Origin of the sequence: Streptomyces sp. NPDC102402, from assembly GCF_044765765.1 — a bacterium.
Classification (GTDB): Bacteria; Actinomycetota; Actinomycetes; order Streptomycetales; family Streptomycetaceae; genus Streptomyces.
In genome coordinates this window covers 104,814-131,104 of record NZ_JBIWKR010000008.1, presented here as the reverse complement: position 1 = coordinate 131,104, position 26,291 = coordinate 104,814, and the positions used below count along the sequence as shown (strand labels likewise).

Here is a 26,291-nt window from a genome sequence, read left to right as displayed (position 1 = left end):
CCACCATGACCACCACCGCATCCACCACGGTCCTCGACGCCACCGACGTCACCATGCGCTTCGGCGGCCTCACCGCCGTGCGCTCCGTGTCCCTCACCGTCAACAGCGGCGAGATCGTCGGCCTCATCGGCCCCAACGGCGCCGGCAAGACCACCTTCTTCAACTGCCTCACCGGCCTCTACGTCCCCACCGAGGGCAAGGTCAGCTACAAAGGCACCGTCCTGCCGCCCAAGCCCCACCTCGTCACCCAGGCAGGCATCGCCCGCACCTTCCAGAACATCCGGCTCTTCGCCAACATGACCGTCCTGGAGAACGTCCTCGTCGGACGCCACACCAGGACCAAGGAAGGGCTCTGGTCCGCCCTCGTGCGCGGCCCCGGCTTCAAGAAGGCCGAAGCCGCCTCGCACGCGCGCGCCATGGAACTCCTGGAGTTCATCGGCCTGGCCCACAAGGCCGACCACCTCGCGCGCAACCTCCCCTACGGCGAGCAGCGCAAGCTGGAAATCGCCCGCGCCCTCGCCAGCGAACCCGGCCTCCTGCTCCTCGACGAGCCCACCGCCGGCATGAACCCGCAGGAAACCCGCGTCACCGAAGAGCTCATCTTCGCCATCCGCGACCAGGGCACCGCCGTACTCGTCATCGAGCACGACATGCGGTTCATCTTCAACCTCTGCGACCGCGTCGCCTGCCTCGTCCAGGGCGAGAAGCTCGTCGAGGGCGCCCCCTCCGTCGTCCAGGGCGACGAACGCGTCATCGCCGCCTACCTCGGCACCCCCTTCGAAGGAGCCCCCGGCGCCGAGGAGGCCGCCGAGGTCGCAGCCGCCGAAGCCACAGCAGCGGGCACGAACGCCGGCACCGGCAAGACGGACACCCCGACCACCACCGCCACCGAGGAGGAGGACACCCGATGACCGCACTGCTCGAGGTCGAAGACCTCCGCGTCGCCTACGGCAAGATCGAAGCCGTCAAGGGCATCTCCTTCACCGTCGAGGCCGGCCAGGTCGTCACCCTCATCGGCACCAACGGTGCGGGCAAGACCACCACCCTGCGCACCCTCTCCGGACTCCTCAAGCCCTCCGGCGGCCGCATCCTCTTCGAGGGCAAGCCACTGACCGGCATCCCGGCACACAAGATCGTCTCCCTGGGCATCGCCCACTCCCCCGAGGGACGCCACGTCTTCCCCCGGCTGACGATCGCCGAGAACCTCCTCCTCGGCGCCTACCTCCGCAACGACAAGGCCGGCATCGAAAAGGACGTCCAACGCGCCTACGACCTCTTCCCCATCCTCGGGGAACGCCGCAAGCAGGCCGCCGGAACGCTCTCCGGAGGCGAACAGCAGATGCTCGCCATGGGACGCGCCCTCATGTCCCAGCCCAAACTGCTCATGCTCGACGAGCCCTCCATGGGCCTCTCACCGATCATGATGCAGAAGATCATGGAGACCATCGTCGAGCTCAAGGCGTCGGGCACCACGATCCTGCTCGTCGAGCAGAACGCCCAGGCGGCCCTCTCCCTCGCGGACCAGGGCCACGTCATGGAGGTCGGCAAGGTCGTCCTCTCCGGCACCGGTGCCGACCTGCTCCACGACGAGTCGGTCCGCAAGGCCTACCTCGGCGAGGACTGAGCAGCACCCGCGCACAACGAGAAGGGCCCGCTCCCGGAAACGTCCCGGGAGCGGGCCCTTCTCCTGTACGGCTCCGCGGCTGCCTACTCGGCGGCCTTCTTCTTCTCGTCGGCGTCCTCGATCAGCGCCTCGGCCAGCTGCTGCATCGACATCCGCCGGTCCATCGACGTCTTCTGGATCCAGCGGAACGCGGCCGGCTCCGAGAGCCCGTAGTCCGTCTGCAGGATGCTCTTCGCCCGGTCCACCAGCTTCCGGGTCTCCAGCCGCTGCGACAGGTCCGCGATCTCGCTCTCCAGCGCCTTCAGCTCCGCGAACCGGGACACGGCCATCTCGATGGCCGGAACCACGTCGCTCTTGCTGAACGGCTTCACCAGATACGCCATCGCCCCGGCGTCCCGGGCCCGCTCGACCAGATCCCGCTGCGAGAACGCCGTCAGCATCAGAACCGGGGCGATGGACTCCTCGGTGATCTTCTCGGCGGCGGAGATGCCGTCCAGGACGGGCATCTTCACATCGAGGATCACGAGGTCGGGACGGTGCTCCCGGGCCAGCTCGACGGCCTGCTGCCCGTCACCGGCCTCACCGACGACCGAGTAGCCCTCCTCCTCCAGCATCTCCTTGAGGTCGAGACGGATCAGGGCCTCGTCCTCGGCGATGACGACGCGGGTCGTCAGCGGCGGGACGTGCGACTTGTCGTCGTCGACGGCGTCTACGGGCTGGGGCGACTCGGGGGTGGTCACGGGGCTCCTTGATTCAGGGCAGGTGCTGCTGCGAAGCAGCCTACCTACCTGCCACACCCGGCGGACACCGGGTAGACTGCTGATCGATCACCAAGCCGGGTTGGCGCAATTGGCTGACGCGGAGGTCTCAAACACCTCTGTCCGCAAGGACATGTGGGTTCGAATCCCATACCCGGCACACACGCAAAGCGGATGCTCACGTTCTCGTGAATATCCGCTTTCTGCGATCCGGAGATCGGCATCGACGTGCAGGCTGGTCACGTGAGATTTCACGGCTCAGAAACACGCCAGAAAGCGGTATCCCTGCTCCGGTCCGGCACGAAGGGCGCGGACGTTGCACGACAACTAAATGTGCCTCGCGGCACTGTCTCCTACTGGCTGCACATGGATCGGGCCAAGCACGGCGAGTGTCCAGGCCCACATGCCCCCACCTGCCATCGGTGCGACAGCGTCGAGCTGGACACCAGCGCTTATGCGTACCTCTTGGGGCTCTATCTGGGAGATGGCCATATCAGCCAGCACTCACAGCATCGAGTGCCGAACCTCATGATCACACTGGATGATTCCTGGCCCGGGATTCAGGATGAGGCCGAGACGGCGATGCGCCAGGTATTTCCCGACAACGCAACCTGCCGGGTGCGTAAACCCGGCTGCCACAACATCAAGGTCTATTCGGCACACCTCCCCTGCATGTTCCCCCAGCACGGCCCTGGACGGAAGCATGAACGTCCGATCGCATTGGAATCCTGGCAACAGGAAATCATCGAAGCGGATCCCTGGCCGCTCATCCGCGGCCTGGTCCACTCCGACGGCTGCCGTATCACCAACTGGACAACCAGACTCGTCGGCGGCGAGCGCAAACGTTACGAATACCCCCGCTACTGGTTCACCAACGTCTCCGACGACATCCGCCGGCTCTACACCGACACCCTGGACAAGCTCGGTATCGAGTGGACGCACTGCACCCGCGCGGGCAAGGAGTACAACATCTCCGTAGCCCGACGGGCGTCCGTCGCCCTCATGGACGCTCACGTCGGGCCGAAGTACTGACGACCGTTACTTCGGGCTGTCGTCCTCGCCGATGTGGTGCACCCGTACCAGGTTCGTGGAGCCCGCGACCCCGGGCGGGGAGCCTGCCGTGATGACCACGATGTCGCCCTTCTGGCAGCGGCCGATCCGCAGGAGTTCCTCGTCCACCTGCGCCACCATCGCGTCCGTGGATTCCACGTGCGGTCCCAGGAACGTCTCGACGCCCCACGTGAGGTTCAGCTGCGCGCGGGTGGCCGTGTCCGGGGTGAAGGCCAGGAGCGGGATCGGGGAGCGGTAGCGGGAGAGGCGCTTGACGGTGTCGCCGCTCTGGGTGAAGGCCACCAGGAACTTGGCGCCGAGGAAGTCGCCCATCTCCGCTGCCGCGCGGGCGACCGCGCCGCCCTGGGTGCGGGGCTTGTTGCGGTCGGTGAGGGGCGGGAGGCCCTTGGCGAGGATGTCCTCCTCGGCGGCTTCGACGATGCGGGCCATGGTGCGGACGGTCTCGACGGGGTACTTGCCGACGCTGGTCTCGCCGGAGAGCATCACGGCGTCGGTGCCGTCGATGACGGCGTTGGCGACGTCGGAGGCCTCGGCGCGGGTGGGGCGGGAGTTGTCGATCATCGAGTCGAGCATCTGGGTGGCGACGATGACCGGCTTGGCGTTGCGCTTGGCCAGCTTGATGGCGCGCTTCTGGACGATCGGGACCTGTTCCAGGGGCATTTCGACGCCGAGGTCGCCGCGGGCGACCATGATGCCGTCGAAGGCGGCGACGATGTCGTCGATGTTCTCGACGGCCTGGGGCTTCTCGACCTTGGCGATGACGGGGAGGCGGCGGTCCTCCTCGTCCATGACGCGGTGGACGTCGTCGATGTCGCGTCCGCTGCGTACGAAGGAGAGGGCGATGACGTCGGCGCCGGTGCGGAGGGCCCAGCGGAGGTCGTCGATGTCCTTCTCGGAGAGGGCGGGAACGGAGACGGCGACGCCGGGGAGGTTGAGTCCCTTGTGGTCGGAGACCATGCCGCCTTCGATGACGGTGGTGTGGACGCGGGGTCCGTCGACTCCGGTGACTTCGAGGGTGACGCGGCCGTCGTCGATGAGGATGCGTTCACCGGCGGTGACGTCGGCTGCGAGTCCGTCGTAGGTGGTGCCGCAGGTGGTGCGGTCGCCTTCCATGGGTTCGACGGTGATGGTGAAGTCGTCGCCGCGTTCAAGGAGTACGGGGCCTTCGGCGAATCGGCCGAGGCGGATCTTCGGGCCTTGAAGGTCGGCGAGGATTCCTACACTGCGGCCGGTTTCCTCGGATGCCTTGCGGACGCGGTGGTAGCGCTCTTCGTGTTCGGCATAGGTGCCGTGGCTCAGGTTGAGGCGGGCGATGTCCATTCCCGCTTCGACGAGTGCCTTGATCTGCTCGTACGTGTCGGTTGCGGGTCCCAGGGTACAAACGATTTTCGCTCGGCGCATGGTTCGAGCCTAGACCTTACCTGCGGGTAGGTAATTGTCTCCGCATGACTGACCAACAGTCTTTGGGTGAAGGGTTATTGACAACTGTTGAATTGTGCGGCGGCGCGCTCCGATGAGCGTGCGCCGGGTCGATCCGGCGAGGGGTGTGGGGGCGCCGGTCACCAGATCGAAACCTGCGCGGGGTGTTGCGGGTGGGGTCGGGCGGGTCAGAATCTACGCGCGTTGTTCGCTCGAACGAGGAGTCAAGGATGCCGTTGAACCGTAGGACGTTTCTGGGCCGTTCGGCTGTGGCCGGTGCGGGTGTGGCGCTGGCGGGAGGCGTCGGGGCGGGGCCGGCGGCGGCCTCGGAGTCGAAGGGCCACGGTCACGGGCGTCCGCCGAAGCGGTACTCGTTCACGGTGATGGGGACGACGGACCTGCACGGGAACGTCTTCAACTGGGACTACTTCACGGACGGAGAGTTCGACGACAAGGCGCACAACGATGTCGGCCTGGCGAAGATCTCGACGCTGGTGAACCAGATCCGGGAGGACCGCGGCCGCCGGAACACGCTGCTGATCGACGCGGGTGACACGATCCAGGGCACGCAGTTGTCGTACTACTACGCGAAGATCGATCCGATCACGGCGAAGCGCGGTCCGGTGCATCCCATGGCGCAGGCGATGAACAAGATCGGTTACGACGCCGCCGCGCTCGGCAATCACGAGTTCAATTACGGTATTCCGGTGCTGCGGAAGTTCGAGGAGCAGTGTGACTTTCCGCTGCTCGGGGCGAATGCGCTGGACGCGAAGACTCTGCGGCCGGCGTTCGCTCCGTATGTGATCAAGCGGATGCGGACACCGCACGGCCGCGATGTGCGGGTGGCGGTGCTGGGGTTGACGAATCCCGGGATCGCGATCTGGGACAAGGCGAACGTGGGCGGGAAGATGGTGTTCCCGGGCCTTGAGGAGCAGGCGGCGAAGTGGGTGCCGAAGCTTCGTTCGATGGGTGCGGATGTGGTGATCGTGTCGGCGCACTCGGGTTCGTCGGGTACGTCGTCGTACGGGGACCAGTTGCCGTACGTGGAGAACGCGGCGGGTCTGGTGGCGGAGCAGGTGCCGGGGATCGACGCGATCCTGGTGGGTCACGCGCACTCGGAGATCCCTGAGTACTTCGTGACGAACAAGGAGACGGGGAAGCGGGTCGTCCTGTCGGAGCCGTTGAAGTGGGGGCAGCGGCTGACGCTGTTCGACTTCGACCTGGTGTGGGAGAAGGGCCGCTGGGCGGTCGAGAAGGTCGGCGCCTCCGTGCTGAACTCGAACACGGTGGAGGAGGACCCGCGGATCACGTCGATGCTCGGTGACGAGCACACCAGGGTGGTGGCGTACGTGAACCAGGTGATCGGTACGTCGGTGGCGGCGATGTCGACGGTGGACGCGCCGTGGAAGGACGAGCCGGTCATCGATCTGATCAACGTGGTGCAGGCGGAGACGGTGAAGGGGGCGCTTGCGGGTGGGGAGTACGCGGCGCTGCCGGTGCTGTCGCAGGCGGCGTGCTTCTCGCGTACGGCGGCGATTCCTGCGGGTGAGGTGACGATCAAGGATGCTGCGGGGCTGTATCCGTTCGAGAACACGTTGGAGGCGCGGCTTCTGACGGGTGCGCAGTTGAAGGACTATCTGGAGTATTCGGCGAAGTACTACGTGCAGACGGCCGCGGGTGCGCCGGTGGACACGGCGAAGTTGACGAACGCGGAGAACATCCCGGATTACAACTATGACGTGGTGTCGGGGGTGTCGTACGACATCGATATCGCGAAGCCGGTGGGTTCGCGGATCGTGGGGTTGTCGTTCGAGGGGGCGCCGGTGGATCCGGCGGCGCGGTTCGTGTTCGCGGTGAACAATTACCGGGCGAGTGGCGGGGGTAATTTCCCGCATGTGCCGGGTGCGAAGCAGTTGTGGGCGAATTCGGACGAGATCCGGAACACGATCATCGGGTGGGTGCAGGCGAAGGGTTCGGTGGATCCGGCGGAGTTCGCGTCGGTGGACTGGCGGCTGACGCGGGACGGTGTGCCGGTGTTCTGACCGGTTCCCGGCCCGCTGTGCTGTCGGCCGGTGCGGGGCGGCCGTTCTCCTTCGGGAGGGCGGCCGCTTTCGTGTTCCCGGCGGGTGGAGGGGGTTCAGACGGTTGCCAGGATCGCGCTGAGCGCGAGCAGGGCGAGTCCTCCGGTGGTGATGACGATTCCGAGGTATCTGAAGAATGACGGGCTGATGCCGTCGGTTTGGGTGAGTCCGAGGTTGCCGGTCTGTTGTGCCTTGATGTCCAGGGCTGCGCGTCTGCGTGTGAGCGTGGTGTCTATGGCGCCACGGATGTCGAGCGCCCATCTTCCTCCGTAGCAGACGGCTGCGATTCCCAGCACGGCGAGGAACACCAGGACTCCGGTGGGGGTGGAGTCGGCTGTGGGTGCGGGTGATGCGGTGATGATCATGGTGCGCATCATGGCACCTGGTGGCCGGTGGTCGGCAGGTCCCCCGGGGGTGCTGGGGGCACGGCTGTGTCCGGGCTGCCGCCGCTGGTGGCGGCAGCGGTCTGCGGGTGGTGGGTTTCAGCCGTGGGGCCGGGTCCTTGGCCGAAAGTCGCGCTTGTCCTGGAGTGCGGTCCAGCATCTAGCGTCTCGGCCATGACGACACCTCAGCGCACAATCGGTTCGGGTTTCGGTGCCCGGAGCACGGTGGACGATGTCCTGAGCGGGATCGATCTGTCCGGTAGGACGGCGATCGTGACGGGTGGTTACTCGGGGCTCGGTCTGGAGACGACGCGTGCTCTGGCGGGTGCCGGGGCTCGGGTCGTGGTTCCGGCGCGGCGGCGGTCGGTCGCCGAGGAGGCGGTCGGGGGCATCGAGGGCGTCGAGACCGACGATATGGACCTGTCCGACCTCGAGAGCGTCCGGGGTTTCGCCGAGCGATTCCTGGCCTCGGGCCGCACGGTCGACATGGTGATCGACAGCGCGGGGATCATGGCGTGCCCGGAGACGAGGGTCGGTCCGGGCTGGGAGGCGCAGTTCGCGACGAATCACCTCGGCCACTTCGCCTTGGTCAACCGGCTGTGGCCGGCGATCGTGCGAGGTGGCGCGCGGGTGGTCGCTGTGTCCTCCGGTGCTCACGGTGCCGGTATGCGGTGGGACGACGTGCAGTTCGAGCGCGGCTACGACAGGTGGCAGGCGTACGGGCAGGCGAAGGCGGCGAACGTGCTGTTCGCGGTGCAGCTCGATGTGCTCGGCCGTGATGCGGGGGTCAGGGCGTTCGCGGTGCATCCGGGCAGTATCCTCACGCCGCTGCAGCGGCATCTCGCGAAGGCGGACATGGTCGGCGCCGGGTGGATCGACGAGGGCGGCAACCTGGCCGATCCGACGTTCAAGACGCCCGGGCAGGGTGCGGCGACGCAGGTGTGGGCGGCGGTCTCCCCTCAGTTGGTGGGGATGGGTGGCGTGTACTGCGAGGACTGCGACGTTGCTGAGCCTGCGGTCGAGGGTGTGGAGGGTGGAGTGCACTCGCATGCGACGGACCTCGGGGAGGCCGCGCGTCTGTGGGCGTTGTCGGCCGGGCTGACGGGTGTCGATGCTTTCGCGGCGGTGTCCCGGTAGGCCGGCGGTTCGCGCGGTGCTGTGCGCGGCGCTGGGCCGCGGGTACGGCGTCGGCTTCGGCGTTCCGGGGGATCGTGGGTGTCTGTGTGGAGCGTGTGCGGCGGGACGGCCCGTCGTCCGTGCGGGCCCTGCCGGGTCCCTCCGCGTACGGGGGCTGGAGGGCGGGAGCCTGTCCGGGCGATCTTGGGCTCCCGCTGCGGGAGCCTGTCCGGGCGATCTTGGGCTCCCGCCGCGCGGCCGCCGGGCCGGCCTCTGTGGGTCTGCCCGGGATGACGGCTCAGGAGTGACAGAGCAGGTCGAGGACGACGGCCTCGGCGTCGAGGCCGTCGAGATAGCGGTTGGCTTGTTCCCAGTGGCCGTCTGTGTCCGCGTCCATCCACGTGCCATCGAGGGTGACCAGGGCGAAGCCGGGCACGGCGCACCGGACCGACCACAGCCGTGCTTCCTCGTGTTCCTGCCCGAAGTACGCGATCGGGTCATTGAGCAGGAACGACGTGTCGAAGTGGGGGTCTCCGGCGATCGCCCGCCGGGCCACGTCCTGCACCAGCGGCTGGGCCAGATGTTCCTCCCTGGCGTCTGCCAGGGAGTACCTTTCGGGGTCGGCTTCGTGGCGAGCGAGGAAGTCTGTGAGCGGGTGGGCCGGCGGGTGTTCTGCGGTCAGCTCGGTCCAGGCGGCGAGCAGGGCGTCATGTGTGCGCGCCGCTCGTTTCCGCATGCCGTCGAAGTCGAGCAGGCCCCGAGGTCCGCCGTAGCATTCCAGTGGCCCGAGGGCGTCGAGCTTGGCCTTCCTGCGAGGCACGGTTGAGGCCGTGACGAGCCTGCGGTCGCCGTCGTGCGGGGGCAACACGAGGTAGGCGTTGCCCGCGCTGGAGTGGATGGCCCACCGGTCCCAGTGGCCGGCCGGATTCCATTCCTCGGTGAGGTTGGCGTCGTAGGGCGCCATGAGGGCAGCTATGGCTTGGGGAACCTTGCGGGGCGAGGTCGGCGGCAGGCACACAGTGGCGAAGAACTTGGTCATGCCCGGGAGCGTAAGCCCTGGGTTTTGTCCGCCCATGTGACTGTCACGTCGGCAGATCGTCATCTCGGCCGTGGGGCGGGACGATCTGACAGCTGCGGAGTGGGGCGGCTGTGGCCGTTCCTGCCAGTGGTCGCCGGCCGGTGCGGTGGGTGGCGGGATCATCGGCAGGTGATCGACGGGATCCTGCACCGGGTGCGGACCGGCATTCACCGGCGTGACCTGCCGGAACGGTTCGGGCCGTGGAAGACGGTCTATGGGCGGTACCGGCTGTGGTCGGCCGACGGTACCTGGGAGCGGCTACTCCAGCAGGTCCGGGCCGAAGTGGATGCCGTCGGTGAGATCGGCTGGGACATCGGGGTGGATTCCACGGTGGTGCGCGCTCGTCAGTACGCGGCGGGAGCCCGTACCGGCCCGCCGCCCGCGCGATCCCGGCGGGAGGGTTGCCTCGCTCCGGGTGAGAGGTTCGGTTGTCGCGAGGGGGTCGTCGATGACGGGAACCTCTTGGTCCCGGGCTGGCGTTTCGCAGCGCGTGCCTGGTCTCTGTGCGGCTCTGCGGTTTGGGTGCCTTCGGCGGCCGTTGTTTCCTTCGGGTGGGGGTGGCCGCCTCGTCATGTCAGTGGCCCTGCACGAGGGAGGTGAGCGGGCTGCCTTGTCCGGGGACGGCGGGGGTGGTGCGGGGAGTGAGGCCGAAGGTGGTGAAGGCGGTGCGCTCCGGGAGGGGGTAGGGGTTGGTGCCGGTGAGGTGGTTGAGGATCGTGGCGCTGCGCCAGGCGGCGAGTCCGAGGTCGGGGGCGCCGACTCCGTGGGTGTGGCGTTCGGCGTTCTGGACGTAGATGTTGCCGGTGAGGGCGGGGTCGAGGTCGAGGCGGAAGTCGCTGTGGATGCGGGGGCGTCCTCGGGTGTCGCGGCGGATGTGGGGGGCGATGCCGGTGAGGAGGGTGTCGAGGGGGCGTTCGCGGTAGCCGGTGGCGAGGACGACTGCGTCGGTGGTGAGGCGGCTGCGGGTGGCCTGCTGGGTGTGTTCGAGGTGGAGTTCGATGCGGTTGCCGTTGCCGGAGAGGCGGCCTGCGGTGCGGACGCCGACGCCGGGGGTGAGGGTGGCGTCGGGCCAGCCTCCGTGGAGGGTGCGGCGGTAGAGCTCGTCGTGGATGGCGGAGATGGTGTCGGTGTCGATGCCTTTGTGGAGTTGCCACTGCTGGGGGACGAGGGTGTCGCGTACGTGTTCGGGGAGTGCGTGGAAGTAGTGGGTGTAGTCGGGGGTGAAGTGTTCGAGCCCGAGCTTCGAGTACTCCATGGGTGCGAAGGCCTGGGTGCGGGCGAGCCAGTGGATCCTTTCGATGCCGAGGGGGCGGGCGCGGAGGAGGTCGAGGAAGATCTCGGCGCCGGACTGGCCGGAGCCGATGACGGTGATGTGGTCGGCTTTCAGGAGTTCTTCGCGGTGGTGGAGGTAGTCGGCGGAGTGGATGACGGGGATTTGGGGGGCTTCGGCGAGGGGGCGGAGGGGTTCGGGGATGAAGGGTGCTGTGCCGACGCCGAGGGCGATGTGGCGGGTGTGGGTGCGGCCGGGTGTCTGGGCTTCGCCTTCGGGGCCGAGGTGGGTGAAGTCGACTTCGAAGTGGGAGAGGTCGGCGTTCCAGGTGATGGTGTCGACCTGGTGGTTGAAGTGGATGGTGGGGAGCTGTTCGCTGACCCAGCGGCAGTAGGCGTCGTATTCGGCGCGGTGGATGTGGAATTGCTCGGCGAAGTAGAAGGGGTAGAGGCGGTCGCGGGTGCGGAGGTAGTTGAGGAAGGTCCAGGGGCTGGTGGGGTCGGCGAGGGTGGTGAGGTCGGCGAGAAAGGGGACTTGGAGGGTGGCGCCGTCGATGAGGAGGCCGGGGTGCCAGTGGAAGGCGGAGCGCTGTTCGTAGAAGGCGGTGGTGAGGGGGCGGCCGGGGGTGGTGGGGATGCCGTGGGCCAGGGCGGCGAGGGAGAGGTTGAAGGGGCCCAGGCCGATGCCGAGGAGGTCGTGGGTCCGGTCGCCTTCGGGGGTGGTCCGGTCGGTCATCGGGGGGTGCTGCCTTCCGTGGTGGCGTCGGCGTGGGTGCGGGTGACGAGGGTGAGGAGCTGCCGGAGGTCGTCGGGGGTGGTGTGGGGGTTGAGGAGGGTTGCTTTGAGCCAGAGGCCGTCGTGGGTGCGGGCGCGGCCGAGGACGGCGTGTCCCCGGGTGAGGAGGGTGCGGCGGATGGTGGCGACGGTGGTGTCGTCGGTGTGGGTGGGGCGGAAGAGGACGGTGCTGATGGTGGGGCGGTCGTAGAGCTCGAGGCCGTGGCTCTCGTCGATGAGGTCGGCGAGGTGGTGGGCGGCGGCGACGGTGCGGTCGATGAGGTCGGCGAGGCCGTCGCGGCCGAGTGCCTGGAGGGTGACGGCGATCTTGAGGGCGTCGGGGCGTCGTGTGGTGCGCAGGGAGCGGCCGAGGAGGTCGGGGAGGCCTGCGTCGGTGTCGTCGTCGGCGTTGAGGTAGGGGGCGTGGTGGTGGAGGGCGTCGAGGTCGTGGTGGTGGGGGACAGCGAGGATGCCTGCGGATGCGGGCTGCCAGCCGAGTTTGTGCAGGTCGAGGGTGACGCTGTGGGCACGGTGGAGGCTGCGTAGGGCGTGGCGGTGGGTGGGGCTGAAGAGGAGCGGGCCGCCGTAGGCGGCGTCGATGTGGAGTTCGGCGCCGTGGGTGGTGGTGAGGTCGGCGATGTCCGTGAGGGGGTCGATCTGGCCGGTGTCGGTGGTGCCTGCGGTGGCGGTGACGAGGAGGGGGCCGTGGTGGCGGGTGAGGGCGTCGCGGAGGGCTTCGGTGTCCATCACGCCGGTGGGGGCGGGGATGACGAGGGGGCTGGGGAGGCCGAGGAGCCAGGCGGCGCGGGTGATGCTGTGGTGGGCGTTGGCGGCGCAGATGGTCTGTACGGGGCCGTGGCGTTCGCGGGCGAGGAGCAGGGCGAGTTGGTTGGCTTCGGTGCCGCCGGTGGTGACGAGGGCGTCGGGGTCCTGGGTCTGGGGGTAGATCTCGGCGGCGAGTGCGGTGGTGAGAGCGGTCTCGAGGGCGGAGGCCGCGGGGGCCTGGTCCCAGGAGTCCATGGAGGGGTTGAGGGCCGATGCGGCGAGGTCGGCTGCGACGGCGAGGGCCAGGGGTGGGGTGTGGAGGTGGGCGGCGCAGTGGGGGTGTGCGGGGTCTGCGGCGCCTTCGGCGAGTGCGGTGACGAGGGTGCGGAGGGCGTGGTGGGCGCCGGTGCCCTGGTCGGGGATGAGGGGGCCGGTGGTGCGGTGGAGGTGGCGGGTGGTGGTGTCGGGGCCGCCGGCGGGGAGGGGGCCGCCTCTGCGGGTGGCGCCCTCGTGGAGTGCGGCGAGGACGGTGTCGAGGAGGGGGCGCAGGTGGGCGGGGCCTGCGGTGCCTCCGGCGAGGGGCGGGGTGGGCATGGGTGGTGTGGTCCTTCGGGAGCGCGGGGGCGGTCGTGCCAGCTTGTCCGGATTGCGGAGGGGGCGGCCGAAGAGCCCAACGATCTCGACCCGAAAGGGGTACTGCGACCGGGTGTGGGGGTGTCGGGGAGTGCGGAGCTGGTATAGGCGTTCGCCGTTCGCATGGGTGTGCCCGGCCTCCTTCGGTGAGGGGGCCGGGCACGGTGGTGCGGGTGGGGTATCGGTGGTGTGGGTGGGGCCGGGCACGGTGGTGTGGGTGGTGGCCGGGGTCGGTGCGCCGCTCGTGGGCGAGGGGTCGGTGCGCCGCTCGTGGGCGAAGTGGGCGGCGGGCTTCTCGCGGGGCGGGGGCGGCGGGTGGTGCGCCGGTCTCAGCGGGTCCGTACGGCGAGGGCGCGGCGGAGGTCGTCGAGCTGGTCGGTGAGTCTGCGGCGCAGGGCGGGGGTGAGTGCGGGGTTGTCGAGGGCTTGTTCGCCGAGGCGGATGCTGTCCTGGTCGACGGCGTGGGCGGGGAAGGCGTAGCGTCCGGCGGCTTCGGCGATGGCGGGGCCGCGGCGTGCGGCGAGGGCGATGGCGTCGGGGTAGTAGCGGGCCGTGTAGGGGTGGAGGAGTTCGGCCTGTTCGGGCTGCCAGAAGCCTTGGGCGGTGGCGGTGAAGAGGTAGTTGGACAGGGTGTCCTCGGTGAACATGGCGTGCCAGGCGGCTGCCTTGGCTTCGGGGGTGGGGAGGGCGGCGCGGCAGCGGGCGGCGCCTTCCTGCCCGGTGGCGCTGGGGTCGTGGTCGAGTTCGCGGGCGATGGCGGTCTCGTCGGTCGCGCCGAGGACGGCGAGGCGGGTGAGGATGCGCCAGCGGAGTTCGGGGTCGAGTTCGGGTCCGCCGGGTGCTGTGCCCTCGCGGAGCCAGTCCTGGATGGTGTCGGGCTGGGTGGCGGCGTCGATGAAGTGGCGTACGGCGGTGAGCCGGAGGCCGGGGTCGGGGCTGCCGGGGTCGGTGGTGCCGGGGGTCTGTTCCCAGTCCTCGGGGGTGAGTCCTTCGGTGCGGCGCAGGAGGTCGCGGCAGAGGGAGGTGAGGGTGGCGAGGGCGGTGGGGCGGTCCTGGGGCGGCAGGTAGCGGTCGGCGATCTGGGTGGCGGCGAAGCCGAGGACGCCTTGGACGAGGGCGAGGTCGGTTTCGTAGGGGAGGTGGGTGCGGGCGGCGGTGAGGTGGACGGTGGGGTGGAGTTCGCCGTCGCGGACCATGTCGCGGGCGGCGTTCCAGAGGAGGGCGCGGGTCAGTGCGTCGGGGATGCCGGACAGGTGGGTGAGGGCGGTGTCCCAGGAGCGGGGGTCGAGGCGGATCTTGGCGTAGGTGAGGTCTTCGTCGTTGATGACGACGAGGTCGGGGCGGTTGCCGGGCTGGGTGGCGGGGGTGGCGTCCTGCGGGATGTCGAGTGCGAAGCGGTCGCGCAGGACGAGTTGTTCGGTGCCGGTCTGGGTGTCGAGGCTGTGGTCGTAGGCGCCGACGGTGATGCGGTGGGGGCGGCTGCCCGCGTGGTCGACGGTGAGGTTCCAGCTCTGGCCGGTGCTTTCGACGTGGGCGGTGAGGGTGTCGATGCCGGTGGTGCGGAGCCAGGCGGTGGCCCAGGTGTGGACGTCGCGGTCGGTGGCGGAGGCGAGGTTGTCGATGAAGTCGGCGAGGGTGGCGTTGGCGAACTTGTGGCGTGCGAAGTGGGTGTTGATGCCGGCGAGGAAGTCCTTCTCGCCGAGCCAGGCGACGAGCTGGCGGAGTGCGGAGGCGCCCTTGGCGTAGGAGATGCCGTCGAAGTTGAGGAGGGCGGAGGCGGTGTCGGGGACCGCGTCCGGGTCGGGGGCGACGGGGTGGGTGGTGGGGCGCTGGTCGGCGTCGTAGCCCCAGCCCTTGCGGGAGACGCCGAATTCGACCCAGGTGTCGGGGTACGGGGTCTCCCCTGCTCGCACGGAGTTGAGGGCTCGGGGAAGGGTGGCTTCGGTGAGGGTCTGGTAGCCCATGTACTCGGCGAAGGACTCGTTGAGCCAGATGTCGTCCCACCAGGCGAGCGTGACGAGGTCGCCGAACCACATGTGGGCCATCTCGTGGGCGATGACCATGGCGCGGGTCTGGCGTTCGGTGCCGGTGACGGCGGAGCGGTAGACGAATTCGTCGCGGAAGGTGACGAGTCCGGGGTTCTCCATGGCGCCGGCGTTGAACTCGGGGACGAAGGCCTGGTCGTAGGAGTCGAAGGGGTAGGGCTCTTCGAACTTCTCGTGGTAGCGGTCGTAGCAGGCGCGGGTGATGTCGAGGATCTCGTCGGCGTCCGTGTCGAGGTGGGTGGCGAGGGAGCGGCGGCAGTGGATGCCGAAGGGCAGGCCGCGGTGCTCGGTGCGTACGGAGTGCCAGGGGCCCGCGGCGACGGCGACGAGGTAGGTGGAGATGGGTGGTGTGGGGGCGATGGTCCAGTGGCCTTCGGGGGCCTGGGTGGCGGTGCCGTTGCCGAGGACCGTCCAGCCGGTGGGTGCGGTGACGGTGAGGTCGAACACGGATTTGAGGTCGGGCTGGTCGAAGGCGGCGAAGACGCGCTGGACGTCGTCCATGAAGAGCTGGGTGTAGACGTAGGTCTCGCCGTCGGCGGGGTCGGTGAAGCGGTGCATGCCCTCGCCGGTGCGGGAGTAGCGCATGGTGGCGTCGACGGTGAGCTCGTGGGGGCCTTCGGTGAGGCGTTCCAGGGGGTAGCGGTTGCCGTCGAGGCGTTCGGGGTCGAGCGGTCGTCCGTCGAGGCTGAGTGAGCGCAGGGTGTCCGGCTTGATCTCGACGAAGGTGTCTCCGGCCGCGTGGGCGGTGAACCGGATGGCGGTCCTGGAGCCGAAGGTCTCGTCACCGCTGGTGAGGTCGAGGCCGACCGTGTACCGGTGTACGTCGAGGAGCTGGGCGCGGGTCTGCGCTTCGTTGCGCGTCAGTACGGACATGGCGCCCATGCTGCCGTACGGGTGTGGGGCCGTGCAGGGGGGTTCTCGCAGGGCTGACGGCGGGTGCGACGTGTCCTGCGGGGCGGCTCGCGGCCGGGCTGTTCCGGTGGGGGGACCGGTGGGTGCGGCTCCCCCGGGGGCCGGGGCCGTATCCCCGCGGAGGCGCGGGGGCCGCACGGTGGGTGGTGCGGCTCCCGGGCACGGGCGGGGCGTCCGGGTCGGTGGGGTCAGGCGTCGGGGGCCGCGGTCTCCTCCGCGATGCGTTCATGGTGGCGGATGACCTCGGCGACGATGAAGTTCAGCAGTTTCTCGGCGAAGGCGGGGTCCAGCCTGGCGCTCTCGGCGAGCTGGCGCAGCCGGGCGATCTGGCGTGCCTCGCGGGCCGGGTCGGCGGGTGGCAGGTGGTGCTCGGCCTTGAGGTGGCCCACCTGCTGGGTGGCCTTGAAACGCTCGGCGAGCATGTGGACGACTGCGGCATCGATGTTGTCGATGCTCTCGCGCAGCCGGTTCAGTTCGGCGGTGACGTACTCGTCGGTGTCGCTCGTGGTCATGGTCGACGAGCTTAGACGCCCCGGTGGGAGGAGTGTCGAGGGCGGGTGCGAGGCCGGGGTACGGGTACGGGTACGGGGGCGCCCGTCGGGACGGGCGCCCCCGTGGTGGTGCGGGGCGGGGCGGGATCGGCGGTGCGGCGGGTCAGAGGGTGGCTGCCGCCGAGGCGATCGCGGAGGCGAAGGACGAGACCTGGGTGTACACGCCGGGGTAGCCGGGCCGTGCGCAGCCCTGGCCCCAGCTGACGATGCCGACCTGGATCCATGCTCCGGCGTTGTCCTTGCGGAACATGGGGCCGCCGGAGTCGCCCTGGCAGGTGTCGACTCCACCGGCGCTGACGTATCCGGCGCAGATCTCCTGGCTGGGTACGAGGTCGCTTCCGTAGGCCTGCTGGCAGGTGGCGTCGGAGACGTAGGGGACGGTGGCCTTGAGGAGGTAGCGCTGCTGGCCCCCGCCCTCGGTGGCGGCGCCCCATCCGGCGATGGTGAAGGTGCCGGTGTCGTAGGCGGTGGTGGTGGCGATCTTGAGGGTGGGCTGGTTGATGGGCTGGGCGAGCTTGATCAGTGCCCAGTCCTTGCCGACGCCGTTGTAGCCGGGTGCCTGGAGGACCTTGGTGGAGCGGACCTTGACGGCTGAGGACGACTGGAGGTCCACGGTGCCGGCGGTGGCGGTGATGGAGGTGTTGTTGCCGGATCCGTTGACGCAGTGGGCTGCGGTGAGGACGACGGTCGGGCTGTAGAGGGCGCCGCCGCAGCCCATGGAGAGCCGGACCATGAAGGGGAATTCGCCCTGGGCGGCGCGGGTGCCGCCGACGACGGGTGCGGGGGCGGCGGAGGAGCTGGACGGCTGGAGGCTGAGGGTGGCGAGTGCCACCGCTGCGATGACGGAGCATCTCTTGAGGGTGCGCAGCAGTTGCTTCACGGGCTGTGCCTGCTTTCGGTGGGGGGTGGAGGTGGGGGGTGCGGGTGCAGGCGTGCGGGTGTGCGTGTCCTGGTCAGGGGCACGGGCCAGGTCATTATCGGCATGCCCTCGACAAGACGCTCCGATTATCGGGAAGCGATCACCGCTGCCACAAGGCGGGGATTCCGGCCAAGATCGACTGCCGTGTCCGGGCCGGTTCTCCTCGGACCGCCTTAGAGTGAAGGCCGGTCGAGCGCCATCGATGGGGGTGCGGACGTGAGCGACGTCGGTAACGGCAGCGGCGGCGGTCCCGTCGTCCACGGCTTCCCGCACCTCGACGCCGTGCGGTCCTCGATCACCGCCCTCTACCGGCGGCTCTCCCCCGACGGCGTGCGGGCCTACGCCACGAGCCTGGCTCCGGCCGACGCGGCCTTCTCCGACGGGGACGACCTGTATCCCGGCGCCCAGCGGGTGGCCGGCGCCCTGGTCCAGCACCTCCGGCTGCCGCAGGCCCGCGTCATCGTGGGCTTCCGGCGGATGGACCACGCGGCGAGCGTCGAACTCACCGCCGGCCCGGAGTACTTCGTCGAGCTCAACGACCGCTTCCGCACGCACCGCAGGGACATCGGAGCTGCACTGGCCCACGAGATCACCCATGTGCTGCTGCACCGGCTGGGGCTGGAGCTCCCTGGCACCGGCGACAACGAGATCCTCACGGACACGGTGACGGCCTATCTGGGCGCGGGCTGGCTCCTGCTGGACGCGTTCCGTCAGGACGCGGTCTCCAGCCAGAAGCTCGGGTATCTCACACCCGAGGAGTTCGGGTACGTACTCGCCAAGCGGGCGCTGGCCTTCGACGAGGACCCGTCCGTGTGGTTCACCAGCCCGCAGGCGTACACGGCGTACACCAGGGGCATGGCCGAGGCGCTGAACGACCTGCGCCGGCCGCCGCTGACAGCGGCGGGCTGGGCGGGCAGGCGCCGTTACGCCAAGGACCGCCGCTGCGCCGCGGACCGTTCCGGCCCGGGCCCCGGCCCGTCCGTCCCGTACGCCTTCGAGAGCGGGGCCGACGGGCTCCGGGTCTCCTTCGCCTGCCCCACCTGCCACCAGCGCGTCCGGGTACCGGTCCGGGGGCGGACGCGGGCCCGGTGCGGCCTGTGCCGCACGGTCCTGGAGTGCGACACCTGAGCGAACACCCCTGGTGGGCGTGGCCGTAGGGTCGGTACATGACGAATGGTCCGGCCGGGGGCGCGAGGAGTCTCTTCGAGGCGTTGTACGCCGATGAGGACGCCGTCGTGAGAGCGCTCCGGGCCGGCGCGTCGGCCGAGTCGAGCGACGAGGAGGGGACGACGGCGCTGTATCTGGCGTCCGTGCAGGATCTTCCCGGCACGGTCCGGCTGCTCCTCGCCGCGGGTGCGGACCCGAACAGGGCGAGCGGACCGGAGGAGGGCGACCTGCCGCTGTGCGGGGCCGCGTGCGGCGGTCACACCGAGGTCACCGGGGCGCTGCTGTCCGCGGGGGCCGACCCGGACCGGAGCGAGCAGTTCGGTTTCACGGCGCTGCGCTGGGCGGCGGGTCTGGGCCACGCGCGGGTCGCGGAGATCCTCCTCGCCCACGGCGCGGACCCTGACCTGCCCGGCCCGCGGGGTGAGACCCCGTTGGTGGTCGCGGCGCGGCGGGGGTCGGCGCACACCGTGAGGGCGCTTCTGCTCCACGGCGCCCGCGGCCGCTCCCCCGCGCTGGAGGAGGCGAGGCGGATGCTCGCACTGGACGTGGAGCGGGAACTGCGCGACGCCCTGCGGGAGGCGTACGGGGACGAGGGGCACGAGAGCGCGGTGCGCCGCGAGCCGGTGGACGGCGGGGTGACCGTCACCGTCGAACTGCTGCGGGACGGGGAGCCGTTCGCGTCCCAGGACCTGCAGACGGGGCACGGGGCGATCGTGACGCTGCTGGAGAACGAGATGGGCCTGCGGGCCCCGTTCGAGGAGCTGGCCGTCCGGGCCCTGCGGGGCGGGGACCCCGGGCTCGACAACTGGCTGGTGGCGGTCGGGACGCTGTGGCTGCGCGGCGACGAGGAGACGTTCCAGGCGGCGGTGGCCTGGACGTCGAGCGGGGATCCGCTGCGGCAGAGGTTCGGCGTGGACGTGCTGGCGCGGCTCGGGTTCCGTACCGGCGAGAGGCCGTTCGCCGCGCGGGCCGTCCCGCTGCTGCGGGAGCTCGCCCGGGGCGGGGACCCGCTGCCCGCCGGAGCGGCGGCGCGGGCGCTCGCCGGGTACGGGGACGCGGCCGCGGAATGAGGACGGGCGTGGTGACCGGCTCCCGCCGGTCACCACGCCCGGTGGTCAGGCTGCCCGGCGGCCACGGCCGGGAGCGCTGCCGCGCCCCGTGCCGCCGGCCCGGCCGGCCCCGGCCCCGCGGGCGGATCCGCCGGCGCCGCCGGCACCACCGCGGGCCGCACCGCCTCCGCTGCCGCCACGGGCCGCGCCGCCCGCACCGCCCGCGCCACGGGAAGCGCCGCCGGCACCGCCCTGTGCGGCGGCAGAGCCCGAGCCCGTCCCGCCACGCCGGCCACGGCCCCGGCTGCCCGAGCGGAAGGACCCGCCCGCTGCCGAGCCGGAGCCCTGACCGTTGCCGCGCGTACGCGGCTTGGGCTGCGCCTGCTGCGGTACCTCTATGACGATCGCGACGCCGGACGGTTCACGGGCACCCGTGATCCGGCTGAGCTCCTCGTCGCCGGACTTGATCCGGGTGGTGCGCGGCGCGATGCCCGCGTCCTGCATCAGCCGGGTCATGTCGCGCTTCTCCTCGGGCAGCACGAGCGTGACGACGCTGCCGGACTCCCCGGCGCGAGCGGTGCGCCCGCCGCGGTGGAGGTAGTCCTTGTGGTCGGTCGGCGGGTCCACGTTGACGACGAGGTCCAGGTCGTCGATGTGGATGCCGCGGGCCGCCACGTTGGTCGCGACGAGAGCGGTGACCTGGCCGTTCTTGAACTGGTCCAGCGTGCGGTTGCGCTGCGGCTGGGACCGTCCGCCGTGCAGGGCCGCGGCCCGCACGCCGCTGGCGAGGAGCCGCTTGGCGAAGCGGTCGGCGGCACGCTTGGTGTCCACGAACATGATCACCCGGCCCTCGCGGGCGGCGATCTTCGTGGCGACGGCCTTCTTGTCCGTCTCGTCCAGGACGTGGAGCACGTGGTGCTCCATCGTGGTGACCGCGCCGGCGGACGGGTCGACGGAGTGCACGACCGGGTCCGTGAGGAACATCTTGACGAGGCGGTCGATGTTCTTGTCGAGGGTCGCGGAGAACAGCATCCGCTGGCCGTCGGGCTCGACCTGCTTGAGCAGTGCGACGACCTGCGGCATGAAGCCCATGTCGGCCATCTGGTCGGCCTCGTCGAGGACGGTGATCGCGACCTCGTCGAGCCGGCAGTCGCCACGCTCGATGAGGTCCTTGAGGCGGCCCGGCGTCGCGACGAGCACCTCGGCGCCGCGGCGCAGCGCGCCGGACTGCCTGCTGATCGACATGCCGCCGACGACGGTGGCGACGCGCAGGTTCACGGAGGTGGCGTACGGGGTCAGCGCGTCCGTGACCTGCTGGGCGAGCTCGCGGGTGGGGACGAGGACGAGCGCGAGCGGGGCGTGCGGCTCGGAGCGGCGCCCCGCGGTGCGGGCGAGCAGCGCCAGGCCGAAGGCGAGGGTCTTGCCGGAGCCGGTGCGGCCACGGCCGAGGATGTCCCGGCCGGCCAGCGAGTTCGGCAGGGTGGCGCCCTGGATGGGGAAGGGATCGGTCACGCCCTGCGCGGCGAGGGTCTTGAGCAGCGCGGCGGGCATGTCCAGCTCGGCGAACGCGTCGACGGCCGGCAGTGCGGGGGTGAGGGTCTCCGGCAGGGCGAATTCGCCGCCCTGGGCCGGCGCGGTCCTGCGTCGGGCCGGAGCCTTGCCGGATCCTCGGGTGGTCGCCTGTGCCCGGTCAGCGCCGCGGCCCCTTATCGGGCGGTTGCGGGTCGGTCGGTCCTGGCGTTCGGAGCGGGTCATACGGAATTGCCCTCCTGGGGGATTCCTGGGGTTACTGCCGACTGCTGCGGACTGCTTGATGTGCGCCCCAGGATGCAAGCACAGAGCAGCTGTCCCGGTGGCGGAGCCGAACCGAGGACAGGACGAGCCGGAAACAGCACAAACCGGGGCCCGCACCTTCACGGTGCGGGCCCCGGCTGCGAGGTACGCGTCCGGCAATTAGGCCGGGACGATGTTCTCCGCCTGCGGGCCCTTCTGGCCCTGCGTGACGTCGAAGGAGACCTTCTGGCCCTCCTGGAGCTCACGGAAGCCCTGGGTGGCGATGTTGGAGTAGTGGGCGAAGACGTCGGCGCCGCCGCCGTCCTGCTCGATGAAGCCGAAGCCCTTTTCCGAGTTGAACCACTTCACGGTTCCAGTAGCCATGTCATTCTCCTAAAAGAGGTGCAGTGCCGGAAATCCGCACTTTACGAATTCCAAGTCGCCGCATTGAGCCCCATCCGGAGAAAGCCGGAAAACAATAAAGCGCCTGAGGAGGGTTCCCGTCAGGCGCACATAAAGTTCATGGGTACCAAAACTGCAACTCGGCAACCGTAGCACGTTCTGTCGTCGAGCGGCAGATCACCTTGGACCGGCGCGCCGGAAGATGTGCTGACCAGGGCGGTCGCGGGGACCGTTCACGGGGAGTTCCGGCTGCGTTCCCGGATGCTTCCCACCCTGTTGTCCCAAGGGTTCCGGCCTCTGCGCGGGGTGCCGGAACATCTCATTCCGCGGAGGGGGCCTGAGCCGCGCCGGGCAGCGTGACGTGTGGGCCGCTTTCACCCGGATGCCGTACGGCTACCCCTGCGGGCAGCGCGCCGGACGGCACCGGATTCCCGGCGGGGCTTACGCCGGCCGGGTAGCTTCCCCCGGACGCCCGGCAGGCCCCAGCGCTCCCCCGGCCGCCCGGCAGGCCCCCGCTGCCGCGTGGCCCGGGCGGCGCCGGGAGTCAGGACTCGCGGACGGGACTGTCGTCGGCCGCCCTGCGCAGCGTGCGCAGCGGGTGGCCGGGCCGCCAGACCCGCACGACGAGGTCGTCGCCGTCGAGCCCGGTGCTGACCACCTCGGTGGGATCCGCGCGGAAGAGCAGGAAGGGCTCGGGCGGTGCCGCCTCGTCGACGAAGCGGGCCAGGGTGTCGGGGGCGGTGACCTCCACGGCACGTCCGGAGACGCGGATGTCCCCGTCCGCCATCTCCGCGTCCGGCCCCGGGTTGGCCTGGATCGCGAAGCGGGGGTCGCGCCGCAGGTCGAGCGCCTTGCGCGAGTTCGGCATCATGCCGAACCACATCGCGTCCATCAGGAACGAGACCTCCAGGCCGGTGACCCGGGGCGAGCCGTCCGCGCGCAGGGTGGCGAGGACCTGGTGCCTGTACTGCTGGAACCGTGTGCGCACGGTGTCGGCGAAGGCCGGCTCCGCCGCGCGGAAGTCCTGCCACGAACTCGGTGTCATGTTCGATGTCATGAGAGCCATCGAACCCCCTGATCCGGACACCTTCTGTCGTGTTTCGCCACGCGTCACCGGATCGGACGGCACCGCGTGGCGCACGGCCCGGACGGGTCGCCGGAGAGCGCGATGTCCTGCCCGGGCCGGTGGCCGGAGCGCGGGGTCAGCGGACGAGGCCCTGGGAGCGGGCCGCCGCCAGCCAGTGCGGGAACTCGGCGACGAGCCGGTCGTAGAGTTCGAGGTCCGGGAGGGACCGGGGGTCGGGCCCGGCGTGGAAGAAGCCCGCGTTGTCGATGGGCCGCCGGGCCGGGACGGCGAGGTCGTCGAGCCTGCGCAGGAAGTCGAACTGCGAGCTCCGCTTGTTTCCGAAGCCGATGAACTGCCAGAACATCGGCAGTTTCGCCGCCTTGCACAGGTAGCGCTCCGCCGCGTGCTTGCTGATCGGCCCGCCGTCGGTCTGGAAGACGACGAGGGCGGGGGCGGCCGATCCGCTGTCGAGGTAGTGGTCGATGACGGCATCCATCGCCAGGTGGTAGCTGGTCCTCCCCATGTGCCCGAGGCCGGCCACGATCGCGTCGACGCGGCCGTGGTGGTTGTCCAGGGATATGTCGGTGACGGCGTCGACGTCCGTCGAGAAGAAGACGACGGGCACCTGTCCGTCGTCGTCCAGATGGGCCGAGAGCCCGAGCACCCGGTCGGCGAGGGCCTGGACGCTGCCGTCCTCGTAGTACTCCCGCATCGAGCCGGAGTAGTCGAGGACCAGGTAGACGGCGGCCCGTGAACCGCTCATCCCGTGCTTCTCCAGGGACACCCGCGCGCTCTCGTGGAAGCCGGCGATGGCCGGTGCGCGCTCCCGCACCTTCTGCAGACTGATGGCCGGTCCTGCGGGGACGGGCGAGCCGGTCACGCGGGGCTCCGATCCGGGCGGCGGGATCGCGCCCTGACGACTACGGGAGTGGTGAGCGTAGGGCATGCCGGTACCCGGGGGTCCCGGTCCTCACCGCCGTTCGCTATCTTGATCGCCGCCGCCTCCGGCGGCCCTGCGCCCGTTCGCGAATGAAGGAGCCGGCCATGGAGGCCGCCGCCACCACGTGTTACCGCCACCCGTCGTACGAGACGTACGTGCGCTGCACGCGCTGCGACCGGTACATCTGCCCCGACTGCATGCGTGAGGCGTCCGTGGGGCACCACTGCGTGGAGTGCGTGAAGGAGGGGCAGGCCTCGGTCCGCCGGGCCCGCTCGCTGTTCGGCGGCGCTGTGCCGGACGCGGCGACGCCGGTCGTGACGTACGTGCTGATGGCGCTGAACATCGTGGCGTACGTCGTCGAGGTCCTACGGTCCGGAACCGTCGACCGGTTCGGGATGATCGGGGCGGCGCTGGCCGGTCCGGACGGTGAGTTGTACGTGTACGACGGCTGGACCTCGCCCGGCTTCGAACTGACGGGGGTGGCCGACGGGGAGTGGTACCGGCTGCTGACGGGCGCGTTCCTGCACCTCCCGCCCGACACGTCGTTCGGTGTGATGCACCTCGTCTTCAACATGCTCGCCCTGTGGAATCTGGGCCGGATCGTGGAGGGCCAGCTCGGCCGGGCACGTTACCTCGCGCTCTACCTGCTGTCCGCGGTGGGCGGTTCGGTGCTGGTGTACCTGGTCTCGCCGGAGACCTCCGCGGTCGGCGCGTCAGGCGCGATCTTCGGGCTGGCGGCGTCCTTCTACGTCATCAACCGCCGCCTGGGCAGGGACATGGGGCCGGTCAGGCGCTTCCTGGCGGGATTCCTGCTCTGGATGGTGATCTCCGCCGTGTTCACCTCGTGGGAGGGCCACCTCGGCGGGCTGCTGACCGGCGGCCTGGTCACCTACGGGCTCGCCTACGCCCCGGCGAAGCTGCGGACGTCTGCCGCGCAGCTGGCCGGCGGGGCGGCTCTGGTCGTGCTGCTGGCAGCGGTGGTGGCCCTGCGGACGGCTTCCCTGACGGGGGCGGGCTGACGGGAGCGGCCGCAGTCCGGCGGAGGAGCCCCCGTACTGCGGGAGACGGCCCGCGAACCGGCCGGGCTCGGGGACGCGCCCCGACCGACGGCTGAGGTTCCGGATCCCGCGGCTTTCTCCCGCCGACCGGTCTGGTCGCGAGGGGCCTCACGGCGAACTCGCGGGTCCACGGCGCGCGTCCGCTTTCTGAGATCATCGTTCCATGGCGACAGAGTTCTCAGCGGAGGACGGGCCCGGTGACGGTCCGGGCCGTGGACTCCGGTGGCTGCACCCGCTCGACTGGCTCGCGGGCGGCCTGCTGGCGCTGGGGCTGCTCGCGGTGGTGACCGGGCTGCTGCCCTCGGAGGCGGCGGCCGACGAGATGCGGCGCGTGGGGCCGCTGCTGGTCTTCCTGGGCACCGTGATCGTGATGGCCGAACTGACGGGCCGGGCGCAGGTCTTCGACGTGGTGGCGTCCTGGGTGGCGCGTGCGGGGCGGGGGCGGTACCCGCTGCTCTTCGGGCTGTGCGTGCTCTTCGCCTCGCTCACCACCATCACGCTGAATCTGGACACCACGGCGGTGCTGCTCACTCCGGTCATGCTGGCGCTGGCCGGCCGGGTGGGGATCGCGGCGGTGCCTCTGGCGATGACGACGGTGTGGCTCGCCAACACCGCGAGTCTGCTGCTGCCGGTGTCGAATCTGACGAATCTGCTGGCGGCGGAGCGGGTGGCGCTCTCGCCGTCCGGCCTCGCGGCGGTGATGTGGCTGCCCCAGCTCGCGGCGATCGCCGTGACGGCGGCGTGCCTGTGGGTCTTCTACTGGCGGCGCGGCCGGCGCGGCGCCGACCGGTACACCCCGCCGGGCGCGCCGGTGGCCGGGGATCCCGTCCTGCTGCGGATCTGCGCGGTGGCCTGTGCGGGCTTCCTGCTGGCGATCCTCCTCGCGGACGTCCCGCTGTGGTCGGCGTCGCTGACCGCGATGGTGGTCGTCGTGGCGGCGTTCGCCGTACGGCGCAGGCAGGAGCTGCGGCTGTCCCTGGTGCCGTGGCGGCTGCTGGTCCTCGTCCCGGGGATGTTCCTGGTGGTGCAGACGGTCGACGCGCACGGTCTGCACGAGCTGCTGGAGTCCCTGCTCGGTACGGACGACGGCTTCTGGGGGATGCTGCGGACGGCCGCTGTGGGGGCGGGGCTGTCGAACGTCCTGAACAACCTGCCCGCCTACCTGGCGGGCGAGGCGGTCGTCCCGGTGGGGAACCAGGATCAGTTGCTGGCCCTGCTGATCGGCGTCAACGTGGGGCCACTGGTCACTCCGTGGGCGTCACTGGCGACGCTGCTGTGGTTCGAGCGGTGCCGCTGGCAGGGGACGCGTATCGCGATGGGCCGGTTCGTCGGGACCGGTCTGGTGCTCTCGGTGGCGGGCACCCTGGCCGCGGTGTGCGCGCTGGCTCTGGCCGGCTGAGCAGGTGCGGGGCACCGCGCCGCCCTCCGGACGCGCCGC

23 protein-coding genes and 1 tRNA gene are annotated in these 26,291 nt (G+C 70.4%); 11 read left to right on the top strand and 13 right to left on the bottom strand.

What is annotated here, in order from left to right; translation table 11 throughout:
• The first annotated feature begins 5 nt into the window (after nucleotides 1–5).
• The gene (locus ACIRJR_RS23355; protein WP_403783871.1) at nucleotides 6–911 is read left to right on the top strand and encodes an ABC transporter ATP-binding protein; all 906 of its coding nucleotides are present in this window, start codon (nucleotides 6–8) and stop codon (nucleotides 909–911) included.
• Nucleotides 908–1,624 (top strand): ABC transporter ATP-binding protein, encoded by a 717-nt coding sequence (locus tag ACIRJR_RS23350; protein WP_403783869.1) that lies wholly within the window; start codon nucleotides 908–910, stop codon nucleotides 1,622–1,624. The genes ACIRJR_RS23355 and ACIRJR_RS23350 overlap by 4 nt, the downstream gene beginning before the upstream one ends.
• Nucleotides 1,625–1,707: 83 nt before the next feature.
• Here the strand turns inward: ACIRJR_RS23350 and ACIRJR_RS23345 are convergent, their stop codons facing one another.
• Nucleotides 1,708–2,364, bottom strand: coding sequence for an ANTAR domain-containing response regulator (locus ACIRJR_RS23345; protein WP_103516878.1), 657 nt, complete (start codon nucleotides 2,362–2,364; stop codon nucleotides 1,708–1,710).
• Between the two features lie 94 nt (nucleotides 2,365–2,458).
• Here ACIRJR_RS23345 and ACIRJR_RS23340 point away from each other — a divergent pair.
• Together ACIRJR_RS23340 and ACIRJR_RS23335 are read left to right on the top strand one after the other, a co-directional pair.
• A tRNA-Leu gene (locus ACIRJR_RS23340) sits at nucleotides 2,459–2,542 on the top strand.
• An 83-nt stretch (nucleotides 2,543–2,625) separates the two neighbouring features.
• The gene (locus ACIRJR_RS23335; RefSeq protein ID WP_403783867.1) at nucleotides 2,626–3,414 is read left to right on the top strand and encodes a helix-turn-helix domain-containing protein; all 789 of its coding nucleotides are present in this window, start codon (nucleotides 2,626–2,628) and stop codon (nucleotides 3,412–3,414) included.
• Nucleotides 3,415–3,420: 6 nt separating this feature from the next.
• Here ACIRJR_RS23335 and pyk read toward each other — a convergent pair whose 3' ends face one another.
• Complete coding sequence (pyk, locus tag ACIRJR_RS23330; RefSeq protein ID WP_403783865.1) at nucleotides 3,421–4,854, bottom strand: pyruvate kinase; 1,434 nt, start codon at nucleotides 4,852–4,854, stop codon at nucleotides 3,421–3,423.
• A gap of 248 nt (nucleotides 4,855–5,102) precedes the next feature.
• On the opposite strand from pyk, the gene ACIRJR_RS23325 reads away from it, so the two are divergent.
• Nucleotides 5,103–6,914, top strand: a complete 1,812-nt coding sequence (locus ACIRJR_RS23325; protein WP_403784261.1) for a bifunctional metallophosphatase/5'-nucleotidase — start codon at nucleotides 5,103–5,105, stop codon at nucleotides 6,912–6,914.
• A gap of 95 nt (nucleotides 6,915–7,009) precedes the next feature.
• Here the strand turns inward: ACIRJR_RS23325 and ACIRJR_RS23320 are convergent, their stop codons facing one another.
• On the bottom strand, nucleotides 7,010–7,318 hold the full coding sequence (locus ACIRJR_RS23320) for a hypothetical protein (protein WP_403783863.1): 309 nt from the start codon (nucleotides 7,316–7,318) through the stop codon (nucleotides 7,010–7,012).
• A gap of 192 nt (nucleotides 7,319–7,510) precedes the next feature.
• Here ACIRJR_RS23320 and ACIRJR_RS23315 point away from each other — a divergent pair, with 192 nt between their 5' ends.
• Nucleotides 7,511–8,473: an SDR family NAD(P)-dependent oxidoreductase gene (locus tag ACIRJR_RS23315; protein ID WP_403783861.1), complete on the top strand. Its 963-nt coding sequence runs from the start codon at nucleotides 7,511–7,513 to the stop codon at nucleotides 8,471–8,473.
• 277 nt (nucleotides 8,474–8,750) lie between these two features.
• Here ACIRJR_RS23315 and ACIRJR_RS23310 read toward each other — a convergent pair whose 3' ends face one another.
• Nucleotides 8,751–9,491 (bottom strand): hypothetical protein, encoded by a 741-nt coding sequence (locus ACIRJR_RS23310; protein ID WP_403783859.1) that lies wholly within the window; start codon nucleotides 9,489–9,491, stop codon nucleotides 8,751–8,753.
• Nucleotides 9,492–9,527: 36 nt separating this feature from the next.
• Here ACIRJR_RS23310 and ACIRJR_RS23305 point away from each other — a divergent pair, with 36 nt between their 5' ends.
• Nucleotides 9,528–10,130, top strand: coding sequence for a transposase (locus ACIRJR_RS23305; RefSeq protein ID WP_403784259.1), 603 nt, complete (start codon nucleotides 9,528–9,530; stop codon nucleotides 10,128–10,130).
• Here the strand turns inward: ACIRJR_RS23305 and ACIRJR_RS23300 are convergent.
• From ACIRJR_RS23300 to ACIRJR_RS23280, 5 genes are all read right to left on the bottom strand, one after another.
• Nucleotides 10,105–11,535, bottom strand: a complete 1,431-nt coding sequence (locus tag ACIRJR_RS23300; protein WP_403783857.1) for a lysine N(6)-hydroxylase/L-ornithine N(5)-oxygenase family protein — start codon at nucleotides 11,533–11,535, stop codon at nucleotides 10,105–10,107. The two genes, ACIRJR_RS23305 and ACIRJR_RS23300, sit on opposite strands and share 26 nt — an antisense overlap.
• Nucleotides 11,532–12,932 carry a pyridoxal phosphate-dependent decarboxylase family protein gene (locus ACIRJR_RS23295; RefSeq protein WP_403783855.1) on the bottom strand — a complete coding sequence of 467 codons (1,401 nt, stop codon included), beginning with the start codon at nucleotides 12,930–12,932 and terminating at the stop codon, nucleotides 11,532–11,534. The genes ACIRJR_RS23300 and ACIRJR_RS23295 overlap by 4 nt, the downstream gene beginning before the upstream one ends.
• Nucleotides 12,933–13,300: 368 nt before the next feature.
• Nucleotides 13,301–15,889, bottom strand: coding sequence for an aminopeptidase N (gene pepN, locus ACIRJR_RS23290; RefSeq protein ID WP_403783853.1), 2,589 nt, complete (start codon nucleotides 15,887–15,889; stop codon nucleotides 13,301–13,303).
• A 227-nt stretch (nucleotides 15,890–16,116) separates the two neighbouring features.
• The gene (locus ACIRJR_RS23285; protein ID WP_403783851.1) at nucleotides 16,117–16,440 is read right to left on the bottom strand and encodes a chorismate mutase; all 324 of its coding nucleotides are present in this window, start codon (nucleotides 16,438–16,440) and stop codon (nucleotides 16,117–16,119) included.
• 142 nt (nucleotides 16,441–16,582) lie between these two features.
• The gene (locus ACIRJR_RS23280) at nucleotides 16,583–17,359 is read right to left on the bottom strand and encodes a S1 family peptidase (protein ID WP_403783849.1); all 777 of its coding nucleotides are present in this window, start codon (nucleotides 17,357–17,359) and stop codon (nucleotides 16,583–16,585) included.
• Nucleotides 17,360–17,614: 255 nt separating this feature from the next.
• Here ACIRJR_RS23280 and ACIRJR_RS23275 point away from each other — a divergent pair, with 255 nt between their 5' ends.
• Together ACIRJR_RS23275 and ACIRJR_RS23270 are read left to right on the top strand one after the other, a co-directional pair.
• On the top strand, nucleotides 17,615–18,526 hold the full coding sequence (locus ACIRJR_RS23275; protein ID WP_403783847.1) for a hypothetical protein: 912 nt from the start codon (nucleotides 17,615–17,617) through the stop codon (nucleotides 18,524–18,526).
• Nucleotides 18,527–18,564: 38 nt separating this feature from the next.
• Nucleotides 18,565–19,635: an ankyrin repeat domain-containing protein gene (locus ACIRJR_RS23270; protein WP_403783845.1), complete on the top strand. Its 1,071-nt coding sequence runs from the start codon at nucleotides 18,565–18,567 to the stop codon at nucleotides 19,633–19,635.
• A 45-nt stretch (nucleotides 19,636–19,680) separates the two neighbouring features.
• On the opposite strand, the gene ACIRJR_RS23265 is transcribed toward ACIRJR_RS23270, so the two are convergent.
• The 4 genes from ACIRJR_RS23265 to ACIRJR_RS23250 form a co-directional block, all read right to left on the bottom strand.
• Complete coding sequence (locus tag ACIRJR_RS23265) at nucleotides 19,681–21,369, bottom strand: DEAD/DEAH box helicase (protein ID WP_403783843.1); 1,689 nt, start codon at nucleotides 21,367–21,369, stop codon at nucleotides 19,681–19,683.
• Between the two features lie 198 nt (nucleotides 21,370–21,567).
• Nucleotides 21,568–21,771, bottom strand: coding sequence for a cold-shock protein (locus ACIRJR_RS23260; protein ID WP_015607926.1), 204 nt, complete (start codon nucleotides 21,769–21,771; stop codon nucleotides 21,568–21,570).
• A 562-nt stretch (nucleotides 21,772–22,333) separates the two neighbouring features.
• Nucleotides 22,334–22,855 (bottom strand): pyridoxamine 5'-phosphate oxidase family protein, encoded by a 522-nt coding sequence (locus ACIRJR_RS23255; protein ID WP_403783841.1) that lies wholly within the window; start codon nucleotides 22,853–22,855, stop codon nucleotides 22,334–22,336.
• 136 nt (nucleotides 22,856–22,991) lie between these two features.
• The gene (locus tag ACIRJR_RS23250) at nucleotides 22,992–23,735 is read right to left on the bottom strand and encodes a vWA domain-containing protein (protein WP_403783839.1); all 744 of its coding nucleotides are present in this window, start codon (nucleotides 23,733–23,735) and stop codon (nucleotides 22,992–22,994) included.
• Between the two features lie 164 nt (nucleotides 23,736–23,899).
• Between ACIRJR_RS23250 and ACIRJR_RS23245 the strand changes: the two genes are divergently transcribed.
• Entirely contained in the window at nucleotides 23,900–24,814 is a 915-nt protein-coding gene (locus tag ACIRJR_RS23245) for a rhomboid family intramembrane serine protease (RefSeq protein ID WP_403783837.1), read from the top strand.
• 202 nt (nucleotides 24,815–25,016) lie between these two features.
• Nucleotides 25,017–26,252: an SLC13 family permease gene (locus ACIRJR_RS23240; protein ID WP_403783835.1), complete on the top strand. Its 1,236-nt coding sequence runs from the start codon at nucleotides 25,017–25,019 to the stop codon at nucleotides 26,250–26,252.
• Nucleotides 26,253–26,291: the final 39 nt, after the last annotated feature.

Excerpts from the sequence above, each read along its gene's own strand:
- ACIRJR_RS23355 (WP_403783871.1), top strand. The coding sequence starts at position 6 with ATGACCACCACCGCATCCACCACGGTCCTCGACGCCACCGACGTCACC.
- ACIRJR_RS23350 (WP_403783869.1), top strand. The coding sequence starts at position 908 with ATGACCGCACTGCTCGAGGTCGAAGACCTCCGCGTCGCCTACGGCAAG.
- pyk (WP_403783865.1), bottom strand. The coding sequence starts at position 4,854 with ATGCGCCGAGCGAAAATCGTTTGTACCCTGGGACCCGCAACCGACACG.
- ACIRJR_RS23325 (WP_403784261.1), top strand. The coding sequence starts at position 5,103 with ATGCCGTTGAACCGTAGGACGTTTCTGGGCCGTTCGGCTGTGGCCGGT.
- ACIRJR_RS23320 (WP_403783863.1), bottom strand. The coding sequence starts at position 7,318 with ATGATCATCACCGCATCACCCGCACCCACAGCCGACTCCACCCCCACC.
- ACIRJR_RS23315 (WP_403783861.1), top strand. The coding sequence starts at position 7,511 with ATGACGACACCTCAGCGCACAATCGGTTCGGGTTTCGGTGCCCGGAGC.
- ACIRJR_RS23310 (WP_403783859.1), bottom strand. The coding sequence starts at position 9,491 with ATGACCAAGTTCTTCGCCACTGTGTGCCTGCCGCCGACCTCGCCCCGC.
- ACIRJR_RS23300 (WP_403783857.1), bottom strand. The coding sequence starts at position 11,535 with ATGACCGACCGGACCACCCCCGAAGGCGACCGGACCCACGACCTCCTC.
- ACIRJR_RS23295 (WP_403783855.1), bottom strand. The coding sequence starts at position 12,932 with ATGCCCACCCCGCCCCTCGCCGGAGGCACCGCAGGCCCCGCCCACCTG.
- pepN (WP_403783853.1), bottom strand. The coding sequence starts at position 15,889 with ATGTCCGTACTGACGCGCAACGAAGCGCAGACCCGCGCCCAGCTCCTC.
- ACIRJR_RS23285 (WP_403783851.1), bottom strand. The coding sequence starts at position 16,440 with ATGACCACGAGCGACACCGACGAGTACGTCACCGCCGAACTGAACCGG.
- ACIRJR_RS23270 (WP_403783845.1), top strand. The coding sequence starts at position 18,565 with ATGACGAATGGTCCGGCCGGGGGCGCGAGGAGTCTCTTCGAGGCGTTG.
- ACIRJR_RS23265 (WP_403783843.1), bottom strand. The coding sequence starts at position 21,369 with ATGACCCGCTCCGAACGCCAGGACCGACCGACCCGCAACCGCCCGATA.
- ACIRJR_RS23260 (WP_015607926.1), bottom strand. The coding sequence starts at position 21,771 with ATGGCTACTGGAACCGTGAAGTGGTTCAACTCGGAAAAGGGCTTCGGC.
- ACIRJR_RS23255 (WP_403783841.1), bottom strand. The coding sequence starts at position 22,855 with ATGGCTCTCATGACATCGAACATGACACCGAGTTCGTGGCAGGACTTC.
- ACIRJR_RS23245 (WP_403783837.1), top strand. The coding sequence starts at position 23,900 with ATGGAGGCCGCCGCCACCACGTGTTACCGCCACCCGTCGTACGAGACG.
- ACIRJR_RS23240 (WP_403783835.1), top strand. The coding sequence starts at position 25,017 with ATGGCGACAGAGTTCTCAGCGGAGGACGGGCCCGGTGACGGTCCGGGC.